The organism is Rhizorhabdus sp. P4_G6, from assembly GCF_056401045.1.
This window is the reverse complement of the sequence record NZ_JBFUKC010000003.1, coordinates 238,964-256,398: the sequence shown is the minus strand read 5'-3', so window position 1 is coordinate 256,398 and position 17,435 is coordinate 238,964. Positions and strand designations below refer to the sequence as shown.

Sequence of the window (17,435 nt, the reverse complement as noted above, 5' to 3'; positions counted from 1 at the left end):
GATGGAGCTGGGCGACTGCGCCACGATCGCCGGCATGCGTTTCCATCACATCGGCCGCTCGCTGAACATGATAGACAGCGTGCTGATTTCTGGACCATGGAGATGGAGCAGTTTACGTGGCAGCCATGGATGAATGGACCGATCGCCTCCAGCGCTATCTCGGCTGGATCATCGGGCTCGGCGGACTCATCGCCTGGCTTGCCCTGCTCTACTTCATGTTTGGAGATGTGCTGTGAGGACGCCTTCGATTGCAGCCATGACGGGACGGCCCTAAAGCCCCGCTGATGCTCCGTCTCTCCGAACTCAAGCTCCCGCTCGATCACCCGGCCGAAGCCCTGCGTGCAGCCATCATCCAGCGGCTCGGCATCACGCCGGCCGAGCTGGTGGACTTCACCATCGCCCGTCGTGCCAATGACGCGCGTCGCAAGTCGGCGATATTGCTCGTCTATTCGGTCGACGTGGCGCTGCGCGACGAAGCATCGGTTCTGGCACGCTTCCCTGGCGATCCACATGTCCGCGCGACGCCCGACACCGGCTATCGCTTCGTGACCAGCGCGCCCGCCGGAGCCCCCCGCCCCGTCGTGATCGGCGCCGGCCCCTGCGGGTTGTTCGCCGGCTTGATTTTGGCGCAGATGGGCTTCCGCCCGATCATCGTCGATCGCGGCAAGGTGGTGCGTGAGCGGACCAAGGACACCTGGGGCCTCTGGCGGCGCGGCGTGCTCGATCCCGAGTCCAACGTCCAGTTCGGCGAAGGCGGCGCCGGCACCTTCTCGGACGGCAAGCTCTACAGCCAGATCAAGGATCCGCGCTTCCTCGGGCGCAAGGTGCTGACCGAGTTCGTCAAGGCCGGCGCGCCACCCGAGATCCTGACCGAGGCGCATCCGCATATCGGCACCTTTCGGCTCGTGACGATGGTCGAAAGCATGCGCGAGACGATCCAGGCGCTCGGCGGCGAATATCGGTTCGAGCACCGCGTCGAGGATATCGCGATCGAGCAGGGGCGCGTGCGCGGGCTACAGCTCCACACCGGCGATTTTCTCGAAGCCGAGCATGTGGTGCTGGCCGTCGGGCACAGCGCTCGCGACAGCTTTCACATGCTCCATGAGCGCGGTGTGCATATCGAGGCGAAGCCCTTCTCGATCGGGGTCCGCATCGAGCACCCGCAAAGCTGGATCGACCGCGCCCGCTTCGGCGCCTGCGCCGGCCATCCGGACCTTGGCGCCGCAGCCTATAGCCTGTCGCATCACTGCGCCAATGGCCGCAGCGTCTATAGCTTCTGCATGTGCCCCGGCGGCCGGGTCGTCGCCGCGGCGTCGGAACCCGGCCGGGTGGTCACCAACGGCATGAGCCAATATTCGCGGCAGGAGTTCAACGCGAATTCCGGGCTCGTCGTCGGCATCACGCCCGAGCGCGACTATCCGGACCACCCGCTCGCCGGCATCGCCTTGCAACGCCATTGGGAGGAGCGGGCCTATGTCGCCGGCGGATCGACCTATGCAGCGCCGGGGCAGCGTGTCGGCGACTTCCTCGCCGCCCGGCCGTCGACGGCGCTCGGCGAGGTCGTGCCGTCCTATAAGCCCGGCGTCCACCTGACCGACCTCGCCGCATGCCTCCCGGACTTCGCCATCGAGGCGCTGCGCGAGGCCTTGCCGATCTTCGGTCGGCAAATTCCGCGCTATGACGATCCCGACGCGATGATGACCGGTGTGGAAACCCGCACTTCTTCTCCTATCCGGATCACCCGCGGCAAGGATTTCCAGAGCCTCAACGTCCGCGGCCTCTATCCCGCCGGCGAAGGCGCCGGCTATGCGGGCGGAATCCTCTCGGCCGCAGTCGATGGCATCAAGGTGGCGGAAGCGGTGGCGCTCAGCCTTGCCGGCTGACGATGAAGTTCGGTAATGCCTCGACCATCACGTCGCCGGCCTGATCTATCCCGCCCAGGCGCCAACCAAAACACTTCTCCTTTGATCTGTTCGGGGCGGTCTCTACAGGACGCCCCTCGATGAAGATGGAAGGACGCGGATGGCTTCGGGACTTGTAGCGCTGCTGGACGACATCGTCGGCCTGACCAAGCTGGCGGCGGCATCGCTCGACGATGTCGGCGCCGCCGCAGGCAAGGCGGGCGCGAAGGCGGCGGGCGTCGTCGTGGACGACGCGGCCGTAACGCCGCGCTACGTGACCGGTCTTACGCCGGATCGCGAGCTGCCGATCATCGCAAGGATCGCGGTGGGATCGCTGCGTAACAAGCTGCTCATCCTGCTGCCCATCGCATTGCTGCTTAGCGCCTTCGCACCCTGGGCGATCACGCCGCTGCTGATGCTGGGCGGCGGCTTCCTGTGCTTCGAGGGGGCGGAGAAAGTGCTCGAGGCGATCGGCGGGCACGACCACGCGGAGGAGGCGCTGGCCGGCATCGATGCCGCGACTCTCGAAAAGCAGCAGGTGTCCGGGGCGATCCGTACCGATCTCATTCTGTCAGCGGAGATCATGGCGATTGCGCTGGGCGAAGTCGCCGCTGAACCGCTGCCGATCCAGGCGGGGGTGCTGGCAGCGGTCGGCATCGCGATCACGATCGGCGTCTATGGTGTCGTCGGCCTGATCGTGAAGATGGACGATATCGGTCTCCACCTCGCCAGGCGCGACCTCGCCGCGACCCGCGCGATCGGCCGCTCGATGGTTAAGGCGATGCCGATCATCATGCGCTGGCTGTCGATCATCGGCACCGCCGCGATGATCTGGGTCGGCGGCGGTATCATCGTTCACGGGCTCGCGGTCTTCGGCGTCGACGCGCCGGCGGCGCTGATCCATCACCTCGCAGATTCCGCCGCTCGTGCCGCCCCCTTTGCGCCAGCACTGCTGCCCTGGATTATTGCCGCCTTCTTGTCGGGCCTCGTCGGCCTTCTGGTGGGAGGGACGATCGGCACGCTGATGCATATCGTTGGCGGATTGAACGGCAAGACCCAAGCTCCCTGACATGGCGGGGCCGTACCCAAGCTCCCTGACATGGCGGGGCCGTAACGGTCTGGGCCGCCATATCATTTCGTGTACGGTACGTTTTCTTCCGGGTGGATTTCCCGCGGCAAATAGAGCAGGCTTTCGATTTGCATTCTCCCCTTTTGGAGGTCAGTTTTTGCCATGGGCCGTAGCGTAAACCCGGATATGCAACGACGGGTGGTCCTTGTCGTCGAGGATGAGCTGTTCGTCCGCTTGATGGCAGTCGATGCGATCGAGGACGCGGGCTACGCGGCCATCGAAGCCGCAGACGCCGATTCTGCCTTGGCCGTGCTCGACGATCGCGGCGACATCGACATAGTGTTCAGCGATATAAAGATGCCTGGCGCGCTGGACGGTCTCGCGCTGGCCGCCATGGTGCAGGAGCGCTGGCCAACGCTTCCCGTCATCCTGACCTCGGGGCACCTCTACCCCGACGATATAGACATGCCCGCGGCGGTCCCGTTCCTCCAGAAGCCGTATCGCGCCAACGCACTGATCGCCGAACTCGAGCGGGTAAGCCACTGAGCGGCACGGGCCGGCGACGACATTCGATGGTGCCCGGCCAGTAACGGTGCCGTAAAGGAACTTACCGGCTATCGATCGGTTCTGGTCTCCGAGCCGGCAAAGCCCCCCTTATACCCGCGGCTCAGGAGAGTGCGGACCCGTCGGTCACCCCCCCGTCGCCGGCGGGTCTTCGCGCGAACTGGCACCTTCTTCGCTTTTCCATTATACCCAACGACAGGGTACACCGCCGCGCATATCGGGGGCGGTTTGTGCTTGAGCGTGCCCCGCCCCGCCTCCTCCAGGGCGGGGCGTCACGCTCGCAGAACCAGCGCCGAGGGAACAGCTTGCCATCTCTACCACCGAGCGCACGCACGCGCGTAAGGCGCGTCCATGAACGCGCCGCCTATGATCGCGACACCCTCCACGCCGTTCTCGACGCCGGCATGCTCTGCCATGTCGGCTATGTGTTCGAGGGCTACCCGGTGGTGACCCCGACGCTCTATTGGCGTGAGGGCGATTCGATCTACTGGCATGGGTCCAGCGCCAGTCGTGCGCTCCGCGCCAGCGAGGATGTCGATGTCTGCCTGACCGTCACTCATCTGGACGGCCTGGTGCTGGCGCGATCCGCCTTTCACCATTCCGCCAATTACCGATCCGCGATGCTGTTCGGCAAGGGCCGGCTGGTGGTGGGTGACGACGAGAAGCTCGCCCGGCTCAAGGCAATGACGGAAAGCTTCTATCCCGGACGCTGGGATGGCCTGCGGCCGGTCTCGCCGCAGGAGTTCAAGGCGACCAGCATAATGTGGATGCCCATCGACGAAGCCTCGGTGAAGATCCGCACCGGCGATCCCGTCGACGATGAGGAGGACATGGGCGACGAGGTCTGGGCCGGCATTGCGCCGTTTCGCCTGGCGTTCGGCGAACCCCAGCCCGATGCGACCACCCGGGCCGCCGGTCGCGTCGCGCCGCCGATGCCATCCAGGCTCACCCGCCCGTGATGCTTGCAGAGCGGCTTCTTCGCCTCGACGCCTGGCCGCCGTCCCGCCGGTAAGTTGGATGAAAAGAGTTTAATGCTTCGGGGTCAGCCTGAGCAGCCGCGCATCGCCGCCGTCTTCCAGCACATAGACGGCGCCATCGGGTGCCTGCTGGACCGCGCGAATGCGATTCGTCATGTCATAGCGCGCCTGCTCCCGGGCATCTTCCTGGCCCAGCTCTATCAGGATGAGGGAACGGCCGGAGAGCGCGCCGATCAGGGCCTTGCCACGCCATTTCGGGAAGAGCTTGCCCGAATAGACCAGTAGGCTCGACGGTGAGATCGAAGGGTTCCAGCTGACCTTCGGCGCCTCCAAGTCCGGCCGCGTCGGGTGGTCGGGAATGAGCGAGCCGTCATAATTGTCACCGTTGGACACGATCGGCCAGCCATAGTTCCGCCCGGGCAGTATCAGGTTGACCTCGTCGCCGCCCCGCGGCCCCATCTCATTCTCCCACAGGCGCCCCTGCAGATCGAAGGCGAGGCCGAGCGGGTTGCGGTGCCCATAGCTCCATACCGCCGGGTCGAATCCCTGCCCGACCAGCGGATTGCCCTGCGCGGGCTTGCCGTCCGGCGTAAGCCGCACGATCTTGCCGAGCACGCCCGTGGGGTCCTGCGCCGGCGTGGCCTTCTGGCGCTCGCCGATCGAGAAGAACAGATAGCCATCGGGCGAAAAGGCGATCCTTCCGGCATATTGGCTGCCGCCACCCCGGAGCGGAAAGCCGCGGTAGAGCGTCGTTACGCCCTCGAGGCGTGCGTCATCGACATCGCCGGCCAGCTTGCCGCGCGCCAGCACGATCCCGTTGGGCGCTCCGGGTGAGGAATAGCTGAAATACACCAGATGATTCCTGGCGAAGTCCGGATGCGGCACGACCTCGCCGAGGGCGCCCTGGCCGGCCGGATTGACCGCTGGAATTCCGGAAACCTCGGTGCGGCGCTGGCCATCCGCGGACAACAGCAGCATATGCCCGGCCTTCTCGGTGACGAGCATCCGGCCATCGGGCAGGAACGCCATCGCCCAGGGCCGGTCGAAAGTCGCGACGACACTGGTCTGGAACGGCTTGGCGGCGAAGGGGCGCTGGCCGGTAATCGGCGCCTGCTCAGCCGACGCGGCAGCCGCCATAGCCAGCACTGCAAGCGCGAGGAGAGCTCTGCTGTTCGGCATGGCTGGCCTCCCGATCGCCGCGTCAGCGCCCGGCTTCTCGGGCGCGCACGGTCCGGGCGGCCTTGGCCTGCTCCTTAGGCGGGATCGTCCGGATCGTCGCGGCATATTCGGCGAATAATACGAGGATCCATATCTCGACTCCCTTCCAGGCGCCGCTGACAACGCCCGAAAAGACATCCAGCACCAGCAACAGGAGCGCCATGATCCGGAACCACATCAGGCTGATCGCGGGCATGTCAGCGCGGAAGGAGGCGGTGAACATCATGAACAGGCTGAACAGGCCCGCGATGATCTGCGACGTCAGCGATGTGGCGATGCGCAACTGATCGAGCGCGGTGACGAACCACAGCAGCCGCGATACGGCATATTGGCTCTGCCGGGTGAGTTGGCAGAATTTGATGATTGGCGGGACGAACAGGGTCTTTCCGACCCACACATCGATAGCGGTCATGCTCATCGCCCTGATATAGCAGCAGTTTGGCCAGACGCTACCGCCACCGCCGATACCTCGCTTGCCCCTGGCCGCGGAACACCTCCTGCGATGCTGACCTCAGGCGGCTACTGCCGTGGCCGGGATTTGCATGACGGACACCTTCTGCTCGATCAGTTCGGCGGTCCCGAACACGGTCATGAAGGCGATGTCGGTGGCATCGCGGCCGACGGCGATCCGCACCACTCCATCGAGCGGGGCAAGCTCGGTCGGATCGACGAGATACCATTCGCCGGCCAGCCAGATCTCCACCACCGCGTGGAAATCCGGTGGGTCGAGCCGCCAGGCATAAGCCGATACCAGCCGTGCAGGCACGCCGGCCGCCCGCGCGAAGCTCACCAGCAGATGCGCAAAATCGCGGCACACGCCCCGGCGCGAGACGAACACGCCCACCGCGCTCGTGGAGGCATCACTGGAGCCGATGCGATAATCGACATGCTGGTGAATCCAGCGCGACATGGCGAGAATCTTGGAGCCGTGATTCTCACCGGGGAACTCCCGCTCGACGAACGCCTCGAACAGGTCGGCCTCGCAATAGCGGCTCGGCCACAGATAGGGGATGACCTCGGGCGGCAGATCGCGTCGTGGCGTAATCGGCAGAGCCTCGATCGATAAGGGTCGCCGCTCGATGTCGACCATGGCCTCGTAGCGGGCATGGACGTCGCCGCTCGCCTCCATCCAGGTCCGCCGCCCAATGCCGTCCTCGCCATCGATCGGGCGCAGCGGCCCGACGCCATCGACGGTCAGCCGGTCGCTGATCAGCTTCTGATCGACGAGCTGCGCCGCCTCGATCGCCAGCAGCACATCGACGGGCTCGGACATGCGGTATTGCAGGTCCGCTTCGATTTTCAGGCGCATCGCCGGTCGTTTCCTTCACGTAAGAATCGATAAACGCGTGCCGGTGGGTTAATGTCCGTCCGATGAGGCGTCATCGCGAAGAAAGAACGCCGACCCATGATACTGCGCGTTGTTTCGCTGTCATGCCACCGCCAACGCGCTATCATCCGCCTGCATATCGGGAGAGCAGAGCATGACGATCGCAGCCATTTTGTTCGCGGCGCTGGCGTTGCTGGCGGTGATGTTCGTCTTCTCGGCGGTCATCGTCGTGCGGCAGGGCTATGAATATACGATCGAGCGCTTCGGCCGTTATACCAAGACCGCGCCGCCGGGCTTCACTCTGATCATGCCGTTCGTCGATCGCGTCGGCCGCCGCGTCAACATGATGGAGCAGGTGCTCGACATTCCGGGGCAGGAGATCATCACCAAGGACAATGCGATGGTGTCGGTCGACGGCGTCGTTTTCTTCCAGGTGCTCGATCCGGTGAAGGCCGCCTATGAGGTGTCGGACCTCTATCGCGCGCTGCTCCAGCTCACCACCACCAACCTGCGCACGGTGATGGGCTCGATGGACCTCGACGAGACGCTGTCGAAGCGGGACGAGATCAACGCACGGCTGCTCAGCGTGGTCGATCACGCCACCGTCGCCTGGGGCGTCAAGCTCACCCGCGTCGAGCTGAAGGACATCCGTCCGCCCGCCGACATCGTCAACGCTATGGGCCGCCAGATGAAGGCCGAGCGCGAGAAGCGCGCGCTGATCCTCGAATCCGAGGGCCAGCGGGCTTCGGAAATCCTCAAGGCGGAGGGGCAGAAGCAGAGCCAGATCCTCCAGGCCGAAGGCCGTCGCGAGAGCGCCTTCCGCGATGCCGAAGCCCGCGAGCGCGCCGCCGAGGCCGAGGCGACCGCGACCCGTGTCGTGTCCGATGCAATCGCGGGCGGCGAGGCGCTGGCGATCAACTATTTCGTCGCGCAGAAATATGTCGAGGCGGTCGGCAAGTTCGCGACCTCACCCAACGCCAAAACGATCCTGTTCCCGGTCGAAGCCACCCAGTTGATCGGCACTCTCGGCGGCATCGGCGCGCTGGCCAAAGCCGCGCTCGGCGATGATGGCACGCCCGCCTCCGTCATAACGCCGCGTGCAAAGGCGCCGTCGCGCAGCGGCACCCGCACCAGCGTTCCGACCACCACGCCGCAGCCGCCGGCCGAACCGGCATGAACGACGTCCTCGCCCTGATCGACCTGCGTTGGGGTTGGTGGGTCGCCGGCGTGCTGCTCGCGGCGGCCGAGATCTTCGTGCCAGGCGTCTTCCTGATCTGGCTGGCACTGGCGGCGATCCTCACCGGCATCGTCGCGCTGCTGTTCGATCCGCCGCTGGCTGTCGATCTCGCCATCTTCGCTTGCGCCTCGGTCGCTTCCATCTACATCGGCGGCATCCTCTACCGCCGTGCCGCGAGCCCTTCCGATCCCCTCCTCAACAACCGCGCCGCCCGCACAATCGGCATGCGCGTGACGATCTGCGAACCCATCGTCGCTGGCCAGGGCCGGGCAACCGATGGCGACAGCTTCTGGCCGGCAAGGGGACCCGACATGGCGGCGGGAACGATTGCGAAGGTGACAGCGGTGGAAGGGAATACGCTGGTGGTGGAGCCGGGGGACTGAGAGGCCGCGATGAAAGCACAGGCCGACGGGCTGTTTAGATCAGACGGCCTGCCCAGAATGGTGGCTACTTAGCCTGATTGTTCATCGCTCTAAACCTCCAGTGAATTAGCCTGGAAAAGCGGCAGCACGAGATTGCAGACCACACCGTCGGGTGAAAAGTATATCTTGACCTTCGCCTTGAGCTGATAGGGCAAACTCCGTTCGATCAGGTCGAGTCCAAATCCCCGGCGCAGGCTTGCCCCATCCGGCATCGCAACCCCGCTTTCGCGCCACTCGAGCGACAGCGACGAGCCTTTTTCACCTTCGATCCACCAGCGGAGGGCGAGGCGCCCCGAAGGCGTGGCGAATGCGCCATGCTTCAGGGCGTTCGTGGTCAGTTCATGCACGGCCAGCGCGAGCGACTGGACGTGACCCATCGGCAATTCGACCGACGGCCCATCAAGGACAACCCGCGTCTCGTCCGGCTCGATGCCATGCGCCGCGAGTTCGGTGCACACGAGTTCGCGGATTCCTGTCGCGGCCGCCTGCGAGAGAAAGCTCTGGACGCGCGACAGCGCCCCCAGCCTACGGTTGAACCGTTCGGAGAAATCATCGAGCGCGGCGCTGCCTGCCAAGGTCTGCGCCGCGAGCGAGCGAACCACGCCAAGCAGGTTGCGCGTCCGGTGCTGGAGTTCGGCGATGAGCAGCTCCTGCAATTCCTGGGAGCGCTTCAGGTCGTCGATATCGGTCGCAGCGCCGAACCAGGCGGTAATCTCGCCATCGCTGTCGAGCAGGGGCTGGATACGCACCAGGCACCAGCGGTACACGCCATCGCTGCGCCGGAAGCGCTGTTCATGGGTCACTGGCTGTCTGCCACGAAGCGCGGCTTCGAAAGTCGCCTGGGCGGTCTCGACATCATCGGGATGCAAGATGCTCCAACCCGCATCCAGCAGCGTCTCGAGAGGGCGTCCGTGATAGTTTACCCAGCCTTGATTGAACCAGGTCGCGGTTCCATCGGGTCCGCTGCGCCACAGCATGTCGGGTACGAGATTGGCGACCGCTTCGAAGTGCGCACGGCTGGCCTGCAGCGCCTCTTCCATACGCTTGCGTTCGGTGATATCCCGAATATAGATAGAAAGTCCGCCATCGTCGCGCGGATAGGTCCGCAACGAGGCCCATCGCCCTACAGCTTCGCTGAAATCCATATCCTGCGGTTGGCGCTCGGACATTGCCAGTTTTAGGAGCTGGAACTCGGGCGACGCGGCGACCTTCGCAGAAATGACGTCAGTTAGCCGCCGCCCCAGCACGGCCTCGGGGCTTTTGTTCAGTATCTCGGCCGCTCGCGCATTCGCGTAGGTGATCCGCCACTCGGCGTCGACCGAGTAGAAGGCGTCGCTGATGCTTTCGAGGACCGCATCCCGCTCGGCCTGGGCGGCGGCAAGTGCGGCCTCGTTTTGCTTGCGCTGGGTGATGTCGCGCGCGATGCCGTAGAGCAGACCCTCGTCGGGGTAATAGGTGCCGTGCGCCTCGGCCCAGAAATGGCTGCCGTCCTTGCGGAGGAACCGGTATTCGAAGCGGACGTCAGTTTGGCGTGCCCCAACCGCCGCTGCCGTCACCGCCGCTGCCGTCGCCGCCACTGCGTCGTCACGGTCGTCCGGATGGACCAGTTCGAAAAACGGCAGGGACAGCAGTTCGGCCTCACTGCGCCCCAAAATGCGGCAGGCGGCTGGATTGACGCGCGTCAGCAGCCCATCGCGGATATCGGCCACGGCGAGCAGGTCAGGGGACAGCGTCAAGAATCGATCGAAAATGGGCATCTGCAATTTGCCTCTTTACAATGCTGTATATCTATCAGCCGCGCTCAGCGCGGGCCAGAGCCACATAGGCCAAGGCTTTCGCTATCCGCCGCTCTCGATCGTCGGCCGGCCGATACGAAGCGGGTCGGATCGGCCGGGAAACAGAAAGGCTTCCACTTCTACGTCAGCGCCGCCAGCCCCAACAGCGCAAATTCCAGCCGGCGCGCCGCCTCGGCATCCGCCGCCTGCTTCTCTCGCCGCGCGGCAATCAGCCGGTCGAGCCATAATGGTCCAAACTCGAAATGATGGTCGATGCACAGGCTCTCGACCGCCTTGCGCACGTCGCGGCCGCAATCGTCGAGGATCGCGAGCCGGCGGTTGAGCGCGCGCTCGAGCTGGGCCGAACGCTCGATATCATCATTCGCGTCCGAGCGCACCACGCCGCGTCCAGACAGTTCGCGATACAGCCCTCCGCTTGGCGCAAGTTCGGCATAATGCGACCAGTAGAGCTTGAACAGAACGCGCCCGGCGTCGCGCATCGCCTCGGCGCCACGCGCCGGATGCTCGAGCAGCCCGGCGAGCCAGGCCCGGCCGATCGCGTCGATCCCCTGGCCATGATCGCCACCGCCGATTGCCTCGGCTGCCTCCTCGGCCTTGCCCTGCTGCCACAACCGCGTCGTCAGCGGGTCGAGCGCACCGGCCCGCCGTGCGCGGTGCAGCCGCAGTTCTGCGGTGCCACCATCCGCCCGCGGACGGGTGGTGGCAATGAGCCGTCCCGCCTTGGTGCGCGCCCCGGCCTTGCGTTTCCGTCCTGCCCTTGCCATCGCTCCGCCTCGCTTTCCCACAATTCTGTTGCACATAATAAAACAAGATTTACTGACACCTGCGGTTGAACCAGCAGTAAAGGCGTCCCATGGCGCATCCCTATGAAAGCATGCGCGCGTTACGGGCTCGGTCGGGTCTGTCGATGCGCGCCTTCGCCGCGCAGCTCGGCAGCCCGCTCGACACGCGCTACGCCTATTATGAGGAGAAGCGCTTCACCGGCCTGATCCCCATCGATACCGCGCGCCGGATCGCCGCTGCGCTGCAGCCCTACGGAGTGGAACCTCAGGAGGTCCTCGCGCTGGCCGGCCTTTCGGCCGACGAAGCAGAGGCCGGACCAATCGTCGCCGGACCGTCGGTGCAATATGTCCGTCTCGATGTCGCCCTCCCTAATGCAGACGCGTTGACCCGGATGTTCGAGACCATGCTGGAAGAGCATGTCCCAGCAAGCCGGCGGGACGCGCTCGCGCGAAATCTCGCTCTGCGCCTGCCAGCAGCGCTTCAGCGCGCTTCAGGCTCTCAGCCTGTCCCGGTGCGGGATCCAACCCATGCTCACGGCGCAGATATTCCACCCGCCGCCAGGCGTCGTCGGCCTCGCCGGCCAGAATCGCGCATCTGACGTCGCAGGCGATGCACGCGATCTCGCATCCAGGCGAGGCGCGGAAGACGGGTTTTCCCATGATCGACTCGGCTATTATTGTTCTTGTTATGTTCTAGCTGGACTATCCTACATGTCTAGGATTTTTCCTATCGCGCGCGCAACTCGGCGGGCGATGAGGCGGTCGCAGCGGCTTGGATGGGGGTATGGAATCCCGGACTATTCGACCGGCGACATATTCAGCCGACCCGCGGTACCTCGCGGATGCTGCGATACGGCCCCTGCGCCGGCTCCATCAGAGGTGCTCGATAGGGCACCCGCTCTTCGCGGACAACGGCAGCGATCTCGGTGCGGAACGCCGGAGCGACCATCCAGGCAGGGGGCGGCAGCCTGGCTGGCGGCGTGCGCTCCACCAGCCTCAGCATAGGGCGGGCTCCCCCCTCGATGACGGGATATTCGTCCAGTTCCAACATGCGCGTTGCCATGATGCCCACCATCGACTCAGGGAACGAAATGCCCCCGCGCCTTCTTGCGCTCTTCATGCGCCCAAGAAAATAGGACGAGCACCGAAGTTACAATTGTTGACAGCATCGGAGGAAAACCAATGAATCTATGACTTCCTGCCTGCTGACCCAAGGACGCCATTAACCATGTGACCAAGATTTCAATTGACATCGTACAATATTTTTGTACACATGTGATCTTCATCCAGGAGCTGCGATGACCGCATTTCAACCGGTAGGCCTTGCCCATCGCGAGGTCGTGGAGATCGACGCGCTGCTGCGCGCCCTCGGCGATCTGCGCCACTGGTCGGCCAGTGCCGCTGCGCGCAAAGCTTATCGCGACGATCAGGGACGACGGCTTTACGCGACCGCCGCACGACAGCGCGAAGAAGCCTGGATAAGCAGCCTCTGCGCGGCCTATCGACTATTCGAGATAGACGCGATCCACGACAGCTGGATCGACGCGGGAGGACGTCCCGAGTAACCGCCGATCAAAGCGGGACCGTCGCCTTTGCTGCAGAATTGCTCGACGCGTGCGTATCGCCGCGACTATGCGGGCGTGACCTCGCTCACCAGCCGCAGCACCTCATCGGCCAGTTCCACCGGGCAGATCAGCAGATCGGGCAGCCATGGATTGGGCAGGTTGTAGCGCAGCGGTGAACCATCGATCCGGGAGCAATGCAGTCCGGCGGCCTGCGCAACCGCGACAGGTGCGCAATTGTCCCATTCATATTGCCCGCCCGAGTGGAGATAGATATCGGCTTCGCCGCGCACCACCGCCATCGCCTTGGCGCCGGCCGAGCCCATCGGCACCAGCTCGGCACCGAGCGACTTGGCCACAGCGACGGCTTCCGCCGCGGGCCGGGTGCGGCTGACCAGCATCCGCAATTTGGCGGGAGTGGGCGCCAGCGGCAACGGCCTGGCGGAGTCCAGCGTCACGCCGAGCCCCGGCAGCGCCACCGCGCCTGCCGCGGCTTCGCCGCCCACCGCCAGCGCGACATGCACGGCCCAGTCGGTCCGACCCTCGCCATATTCGCGCGTGCCGTCGAGCGGATCGACGATCCAGACGCGCTCGACCGAGCAGCGCGACACGTCATTCGTCTCCTCCTCGGAGAGGATTGCATCGGCCGGCCGCTCGCGCCGCAGCGTCTCCATGATGAAGTCGTTGGCGATACGGTCGCCCTCTGCCCCCAGCGCCGAGCCCTCGAACCGGCCCGACTGGCGCGTCTCGAGCAGCAGGCGGCCTGCGGTCTCGGCGATGTGGATCGCCAGTTCGACGTCGTTCATCATGCCTCGCCCAGCAGTTGCACGATGATGGCATCGGCGGCATCCTCGGCGGACATTGCCGTGGTGTCGATGCGGATCTCGGGATGCTCGGGGGCTTCATAGGGACTGTCGATGCCGGTGAAATTCTTGAGCTCTCCAGCGCGGGCCTTCTTATAGAGGCCCTTTACGTCGCGCTTCTCGGCTTCGTCCAGGCTGGTGTCGATATGCACCTCGACGAACTCGCCGGGCGCCATCATTGCGCGCACCATGTCGCGCTCGGCGCGGAACGGCGAGATGAACGCGGTGATCACGATCAGCCCGGCGTCGGTCATCAGCTTCGCGACCTCGCCGACCCGGCGGATATTCTCGACCCGATCGGCATCGGTGAAGCCCAGGTCCTTGTTGAGGCCGTGGCGGACATTGTCGCCGTCCAGCAAGAAGGCGTGGCGGTTCATCCGAGTCAGCTTGCGCTCGACGATGTTGGCGATGGTCGACTTGCCCGCCCCCGACAGGCCGGTCAGCCACAGCACCGCGGGCTTCTGGTTCTTCAGGTCGGCGCGCTTCTCGCGCGTGATCTCGGTTGCCTGCCAATGGACGTTCTGCGCCCGGCGCAGGCTGAAGTGCAGCATCCCGGCGGCTACCGTCGCATTGGTGATCTTGTCGATCAGGATGAAGCCGCCCAGCGCGCGGTTGTCGGCGTAGCTTTCGAACACCAGCGGCCGGTCGGTCGACAGGTTTGCGACGCCGATCGCGTTCAATTCCAGCGTCTTTGCCGCCAGATGCTCCATCGTGTTGACGTTGACCTGATATTTCGGCGCCTGGACGCTGGCTGTGACGGTCTGCGTACCCAGCTTCAGCCAATAGGGCCGCCCCGGCAGCATCGCGTCGTCGGCCATCCACACGACCGTCGCCTCGAACTGGTCGGCGACCTGCGGGGGATTGTCCGCCAGCGCGATCACGTCGCCACGCGAGCAGTCGATTTCGTCGGCCAGCGTCAGCGTCACCGACTGGCCGGCGATCCCCTCGTCGAGATCGGCGCCCAGCGTCACGATCCGTGCCACGCTGCTGGTCTTGCCCGATGGTAGCACCCGCACCTTGTCGCCGGGCTTGACCGTCCCGCTCGCGATCAGCCCGGCGAAGCCGCGAAAGTCGAGATTGGGGCGGTTGACCCACTGCACCGGCATGCGGAACGGCCCGCCCTGCGCCGAGGTGACGTCGAGCTCGACCGTCTCGAGATGCTCCATCAGCGTCGGCCCGGCATACCAGGGCGTTTTCTCGCTCCTGAGCGTGATGTTGTCGCCCTTGAAGCCCGAGATCGGCATCGCCGTGAAATGCTCGATGCCGATCGACTTGGCGAACGCGCCATAGTCGGCGACGATCGCGTCGTAGGCCGCCTGATCATAGCCGACCAGGTCCATCTTGTTGACCGCGAGCACCAGGTTGCGGATACCGATCAGGTGCGCCAGATAGCTGTGGCGGCGGGTCTGGGTCAGCACGCCCTTGCGCGCATCGATCAGGATCACCGCGAGATCGGCGGTCGAGGCGCCGGTCACCATGTTGCGGGTGTACTGCTCATGGCCCGGCGTATCGGCGACGATGAACTTGCGCTTCTCGGTCGAGAAGAAGCGATAGGCGACATCGATGGTGATGCCCTGTTCACGCTCTGCGGCGAGTCCGTCAACGAGGAGGGCGAAGTCGATCTCCTGGCCCTGGGTGCCGACCCGCTTGCTGTCGGCTTCGAGCGCGGCCAGCTGGTCCTCGAAAATCATCTTGCTGTCGTACAGCAGCCGCCCGATCAGCGTCGACTTGCCGTCGTCGACCGATCCGCAGGTGATGAAGCGCAGCAGCGTTTTGTGCTGGTGCTGGTCGAGATAGGCATCGATGTCCTGGGCAATCAGCTTGTCGACCTGATAGGCGCTCTCGGCGTCCTGAAGCGTCCCGGTCATCAGAAATAGCCTTCCTGTTTCTTCTTCTCCATGCCCGCGCCGCCGGCATCCTTGTCGATCGCACGGCCCTGCCGCTCGGAGGTGGTGGTCAGCAGCATCTCCTGGATCACCTCGCTCAAGGTCGCCGCTTCGCTCTCGACCGCGCCGGTCAACGGATAGCAGCCCAAGGTGCGGAACCGGATCGAGCGGTCGACCGGCACCTCGCCGGGTTCCAGCGGAAAGCGGTCGTCGTCGACCATCAGCAGCATGCCGTCGCGTTCCACCGTGGGGCGCTTGGCCGCGAAATAGAGCGGCACGATCGGCACGTCGTTGAGCTGGATATATTGCCAGATGTCGAGCTCGGTCCAGTTCGAGATCGGGAAGATCCGGATGCTCTCGCCCCTGGCCTTCCTCGCATTGTAGAGGTTCCACAGCTCGGGCCGCTGGTTTTTCGGGTCCCAGCCGTGCGACGCGGTCCTGAACGAGAAGATCCGCTCCTTGGCCCTGCTCTTCTCTTCGTCGCGCCGTGCGCCGCCGAACGCCGCATCGAAACCATAGAGATCCAGCGCCTGCTTCAACCCCTCGGTCTTCCACATGTCGGTGTGCAGCGCGCCGTGGTCGAACGGATTGATGCCGCGGTCCTTGGCCTCCTGGTTGTGATAGACCAGAAGCTCCATCCCGCTCTCGCGCGCCATCCGGTCGCGCAGTTCGTACATCGCCTTGAACTTCCACGTCGTGTCGACATGCAGCAGCGGAAAGGGCGGCGGCGACGGATAGAAGGCCTTGCGCGCCAAATGCAGCATCACCGCGCTGTCCTTGCCGACCGAATAGAGCATCACCGGACGCTCGCACTCGGCCACCACCTCTCGCAGGATGTGAATGCTCTCCGCCTCGAGCCGCTCGAGATGTGTCATGTTATTTGCCATGCGTCGTCAGTATCGGAGCCGCGCACCAGACGCCCCAAATTAAATGTTGGATAGCGCTAAGGAAATGTGCGGGTTTGCACGCGCAGCGACGGCCGGGCTGGGTAACTTGGGCGCGGCAATCACCAAGTCTTAGCAAAAATTAGCTGGATCGCCCGCGATATCTCTTTTGTTTCGGCCATGATATGCTGCGCCTTGAACGGCAACTGGGGGGAGTTGGTCGTGAATTGCTACAGGATATTATTGGTGCTGCCGCTGTTCCTGCTGACAAGCTGCGACGCCACGATGCAACTCGCCGGCACGCTGGACGATGGCACGCCCCTGTCCGGCTCGATAACCCAATATAGCGACGGGGGAACGATCGAACTATACGGCGCGGCAAGCATCCACTGCGTCGGCAATTTCCAATATCGGCAGACCAACAGGTTTCGGGGCGGCATCGGCACACTGATCTGCGACGACCGTCGCTCCGGCCCCTTCCGCTTCACACTGCGCAACGTGAAGCATGGCAGCGGGACGGGAATGTTGGGTGACCAGCCCCTGGCCTTCAGTTTCTGATATGGGGGAAGCCGCCAGCGAGTGTCCGAAGACGCTCGGCCGGCGGCGTTCCGAAGTCCGGCATATGCCGGTTCAGCGCGCTGCGAGCTTCACATTCGTCTCGCCATTCTTCATCGCGACCCGCGCCTGTGCGGCTTTCACCGCCTCGTCGCGGCAGCTTGCTGCGTTCAGGCGATTTCCGCCGGCATCCTGATCGCAGGCAAAGCGGGCGGCGCGGCTGATGCGGGTGCGCAGCGCCGAGGCGCCGGCATCGCTGCTCAGGTCGAGATCGCCATAGGCGACGGCAACGCTGACCGGCGCGGCACGCAGCGGCGTCGCCGCAGCGACGGTGACGAAGGTGGCGACGAGGGCAAAGCTGCCGGCGACGGCGTTCTTGAAGCTGTTCATTT

General features: G+C 64.8%; 19 protein-coding genes. 9 read left to right on the top strand and 10 right to left on the bottom strand.

Annotation, left to right across the window (positions count from 1 at the left end; translation table 11 throughout):
* Positions 1-284: 284 nt before the first annotated feature.
* The 4 genes from AC1DPF_RS05385 (at position 285) to AC1DPF_RS05370 (ending at position 4,493) form a co-directional block, all read left to right on the top strand.
* A complete protein-coding gene (locus AC1DPF_RS05385) occupies positions 285-1,883 on the top strand; it encodes an NAD(P)/FAD-dependent oxidoreductase (protein ID WP_477870925.1) in 1,599 nt (532 codons plus the stop codon).
* Positions 1,884-2,022: 139 nt separating this feature from the next.
* On the top strand, positions 2,023-2,970 hold the full coding sequence (locus tag AC1DPF_RS05380) for a DUF808 domain-containing protein (RefSeq protein WP_477870927.1): 948 nt from the start codon (positions 2,023-2,025) through the stop codon (positions 2,968-2,970).
* Positions 2,971-3,156: 186 nt separating this feature from the next.
* Positions 3,157-3,516 (top strand): response regulator, encoded by a 360-nt coding sequence (locus AC1DPF_RS05375; RefSeq protein ID WP_477960105.1) that lies wholly within the window; start codon positions 3,157-3,159, stop codon positions 3,514-3,516.
* 323 nt (positions 3,517-3,839) lie between these two features.
* Complete coding sequence (locus AC1DPF_RS05370; protein ID WP_477960103.1) at positions 3,840-4,493, top strand: pyridoxamine 5'-phosphate oxidase family protein; 654 nt, start codon at positions 3,840-3,842, stop codon at positions 4,491-4,493.
* Between the two features lie 69 nt (positions 4,494-4,562).
* Here the strand turns inward: AC1DPF_RS05370 and AC1DPF_RS05365 are convergent, their stop codons facing one another.
* The 3 genes from AC1DPF_RS05365 to AC1DPF_RS05355 all read right to left on the bottom strand — a co-directional run bounded on the left by AC1DPF_RS05365 (position 4,563) and on the right by AC1DPF_RS05355 (position 7,038).
* A complete protein-coding gene (locus AC1DPF_RS05365) occupies positions 4,563-5,690 on the bottom strand; it encodes a PQQ-dependent sugar dehydrogenase (protein ID WP_477960101.1) in 1,128 nt (375 codons plus the stop codon).
* A gap of 22 nt (positions 5,691-5,712) precedes the next feature.
* The gene (locus AC1DPF_RS05360) at positions 5,713-6,141 is read right to left on the bottom strand and encodes a hypothetical protein (RefSeq protein WP_477960099.1); all 429 of its coding nucleotides are present in this window, start codon (positions 6,139-6,141) and stop codon (positions 5,713-5,715) included.
* 99 nt (positions 6,142-6,240) lie between these two features.
* Positions 6,241-7,038, bottom strand: a complete 798-nt coding sequence (locus tag AC1DPF_RS05355) for a transglutaminase-like domain-containing protein (RefSeq protein ID WP_477960097.1) — start codon at positions 7,036-7,038, stop codon at positions 6,241-6,243.
* Positions 7,039-7,258: 220 nt separating this feature from the next.
* Between AC1DPF_RS05355 and AC1DPF_RS05350 the strand changes: the two genes are divergently transcribed.
* Positions 7,259-8,233: an SPFH domain-containing protein gene (locus AC1DPF_RS05350; RefSeq protein ID WP_477960187.1), complete on the top strand. Its 975-nt coding sequence runs from the start codon at positions 7,259-7,261 to the stop codon at positions 8,231-8,233.
* Positions 8,230-8,676, top strand: a complete 447-nt coding sequence (locus AC1DPF_RS05345) for an NfeD family protein (protein WP_477960095.1) — start codon at positions 8,230-8,232, stop codon at positions 8,674-8,676. Before AC1DPF_RS05350 ends, AC1DPF_RS05345 begins: the two co-directional genes overlap by 4 nt.
* 89 nt (positions 8,677-8,765) lie before the next feature.
* Here the strand turns inward: AC1DPF_RS05345 and AC1DPF_RS05340 are convergent, their stop codons facing one another.
* Both AC1DPF_RS05340 and AC1DPF_RS05335 read right to left on the bottom strand, forming a co-directional pair.
* A complete protein-coding gene (locus AC1DPF_RS05340) occupies positions 8,766-10,451 on the bottom strand; it encodes a PAS domain S-box protein (protein ID WP_477870941.1) in 1,686 nt (561 codons plus the stop codon).
* A 179-nt stretch (positions 10,452-10,630) separates the two neighbouring features.
* Entirely contained in the window at positions 10,631-11,275 is a 645-nt protein-coding gene (locus tag AC1DPF_RS05335) for a hypothetical protein (protein WP_477960093.1), read from the bottom strand.
* 89 nt (positions 11,276-11,364) lie between these two features.
* Here AC1DPF_RS05335 and AC1DPF_RS05330 point away from each other — a divergent pair, with 89 nt between their 5' ends.
* A complete protein-coding gene (locus AC1DPF_RS05330) occupies positions 11,365-11,892 on the top strand; it encodes a hypothetical protein (protein WP_477870945.1) in 528 nt (175 codons plus the stop codon).
* Positions 11,893-12,110: 218 nt separating this feature from the next.
* Here AC1DPF_RS05330 and AC1DPF_RS05325 read toward each other — a convergent pair whose 3' ends face one another.
* Positions 12,111-12,356, bottom strand: a complete 246-nt coding sequence (locus tag AC1DPF_RS05325) for a hypothetical protein (protein WP_477960091.1) — start codon at positions 12,354-12,356, stop codon at positions 12,111-12,113.
* A gap of 235 nt (positions 12,357-12,591) precedes the next feature.
* On the opposite strand from AC1DPF_RS05325, the gene AC1DPF_RS05320 reads away from it, so the two are divergent.
* Positions 12,592-12,858, top strand: coding sequence for a hypothetical protein (locus AC1DPF_RS05320; protein ID WP_477870949.1), 267 nt, complete (start codon positions 12,592-12,594; stop codon positions 12,856-12,858).
* 65 nt (positions 12,859-12,923) lie between these two features.
* Here the strand turns inward: AC1DPF_RS05320 and AC1DPF_RS05315 are convergent, their stop codons facing one another.
* From AC1DPF_RS05315 to cysD, 3 genes are read right to left on the bottom strand one after another with little or no spacing between them, the layout of a single operon-like run.
* Positions 12,924-13,661: a 3'(2'),5'-bisphosphate nucleotidase CysQ gene (locus AC1DPF_RS05315; RefSeq protein ID WP_477871408.1), complete on the bottom strand. Its 738-nt coding sequence runs from the start codon at positions 13,659-13,661 to the stop codon at positions 12,924-12,926.
* Positions 13,661-15,586, bottom strand: coding sequence for a sulfate adenylyltransferase subunit CysN (gene cysN / locus AC1DPF_RS05310; RefSeq protein WP_477870951.1), 1,926 nt, complete (start codon positions 15,584-15,586; stop codon positions 13,661-13,663). The genes AC1DPF_RS05315 and cysN overlap by 1 nt, the downstream gene beginning before the upstream one ends.
* A complete protein-coding gene (cysD, locus tag AC1DPF_RS05305; protein ID WP_477870953.1) occupies positions 15,586-16,491 on the bottom strand; it encodes a sulfate adenylyltransferase subunit CysD in 906 nt (301 codons plus the stop codon). Before cysD ends, cysN begins: the two co-directional genes overlap by 1 nt.
* 192 nt (positions 16,492-16,683) lie before the next feature.
* On the opposite strand from cysD, the gene AC1DPF_RS05300 reads away from it, so the two are divergent.
* Positions 16,684-17,046 carry a hypothetical protein gene (locus AC1DPF_RS05300; protein WP_477960089.1) on the top strand — a complete coding sequence of 121 codons (363 nt, stop codon included), beginning with the start codon at positions 16,684-16,686 and terminating at the stop codon, positions 17,044-17,046.
* Positions 17,047-17,118: 72 nt separating this feature from the next.
* Here the strand turns inward: AC1DPF_RS05300 and AC1DPF_RS05295 are convergent, their stop codons facing one another.
* Positions 17,119-17,433 carry a UrcA family protein gene (locus AC1DPF_RS05295; RefSeq protein ID WP_477960087.1) on the bottom strand — a complete coding sequence of 105 codons (315 nt, stop codon included), beginning with the start codon at positions 17,431-17,433 and terminating at the stop codon, positions 17,119-17,121.
* Positions 17,434-17,435: the final 2 nt, after the last annotated feature.

Excerpts from the sequence above, each read along its gene's own strand:
- AC1DPF_RS05385 (WP_477870925.1), top strand. The coding sequence starts at position 285 with ATGCTCCGTCTCTCCGAACTCAAGCTCCCGCTCGATCACCCGGCCGAA.
- AC1DPF_RS05380 (WP_477870927.1), top strand. The coding sequence starts at position 2,023 with ATGGCTTCGGGACTTGTAGCGCTGCTGGACGACATCGTCGGCCTGACC.
- AC1DPF_RS05375 (WP_477960105.1), top strand. The coding sequence starts at position 3,157 with ATGCAACGACGGGTGGTCCTTGTCGTCGAGGATGAGCTGTTCGTCCGC.
- AC1DPF_RS05365 (WP_477960101.1), bottom strand. The coding sequence starts at position 5,690 with ATGCCGAACAGCAGAGCTCTCCTCGCGCTTGCAGTGCTGGCTATGGCG.
- AC1DPF_RS05360 (WP_477960099.1), bottom strand. The coding sequence starts at position 6,141 with ATGACCGCTATCGATGTGTGGGTCGGAAAGACCCTGTTCGTCCCGCCA.
- AC1DPF_RS05355 (WP_477960097.1), bottom strand. The coding sequence starts at position 7,038 with ATGCGCCTGAAAATCGAAGCGGACCTGCAATACCGCATGTCCGAGCCC.
- AC1DPF_RS05350 (WP_477960187.1), top strand. The coding sequence starts at position 7,259 with ATGTTCGTCTTCTCGGCGGTCATCGTCGTGCGGCAGGGCTATGAATAT.
- AC1DPF_RS05345 (WP_477960095.1), top strand. The coding sequence starts at position 8,230 with ATGAACGACGTCCTCGCCCTGATCGACCTGCGTTGGGGTTGGTGGGTC.
- AC1DPF_RS05335 (WP_477960093.1), bottom strand. The coding sequence starts at position 11,275 with ATGGCAAGGGCAGGACGGAAACGCAAGGCCGGGGCGCGCACCAAGGCG.
- AC1DPF_RS05330 (WP_477870945.1), top strand. The coding sequence starts at position 11,365 with ATGGCGCATCCCTATGAAAGCATGCGCGCGTTACGGGCTCGGTCGGGT.
- AC1DPF_RS05325 (WP_477960091.1), bottom strand. The coding sequence starts at position 12,356 with ATGGCAACGCGCATGTTGGAACTGGACGAATATCCCGTCATCGAGGGG.
- AC1DPF_RS05320 (WP_477870949.1), top strand. The coding sequence starts at position 12,592 with ATGACCGCATTTCAACCGGTAGGCCTTGCCCATCGCGAGGTCGTGGAG.
- AC1DPF_RS05315 (WP_477871408.1), bottom strand. The coding sequence starts at position 13,661 with ATGAACGACGTCGAACTGGCGATCCACATCGCCGAGACCGCAGGCCGC.
- cysN (WP_477870951.1), bottom strand. The coding sequence starts at position 15,586 with ATGACCGGGACGCTTCAGGACGCCGAGAGCGCCTATCAGGTCGACAAG.
- cysD (WP_477870953.1), bottom strand. The coding sequence starts at position 16,491 with ATGGCAAATAACATGACACATCTCGAGCGGCTCGAGGCGGAGAGCATT.
- AC1DPF_RS05295 (WP_477960087.1), bottom strand. The coding sequence starts at position 17,433 with ATGAACAGCTTCAAGAACGCCGTCGCCGGCAGCTTTGCCCTCGTCGCC.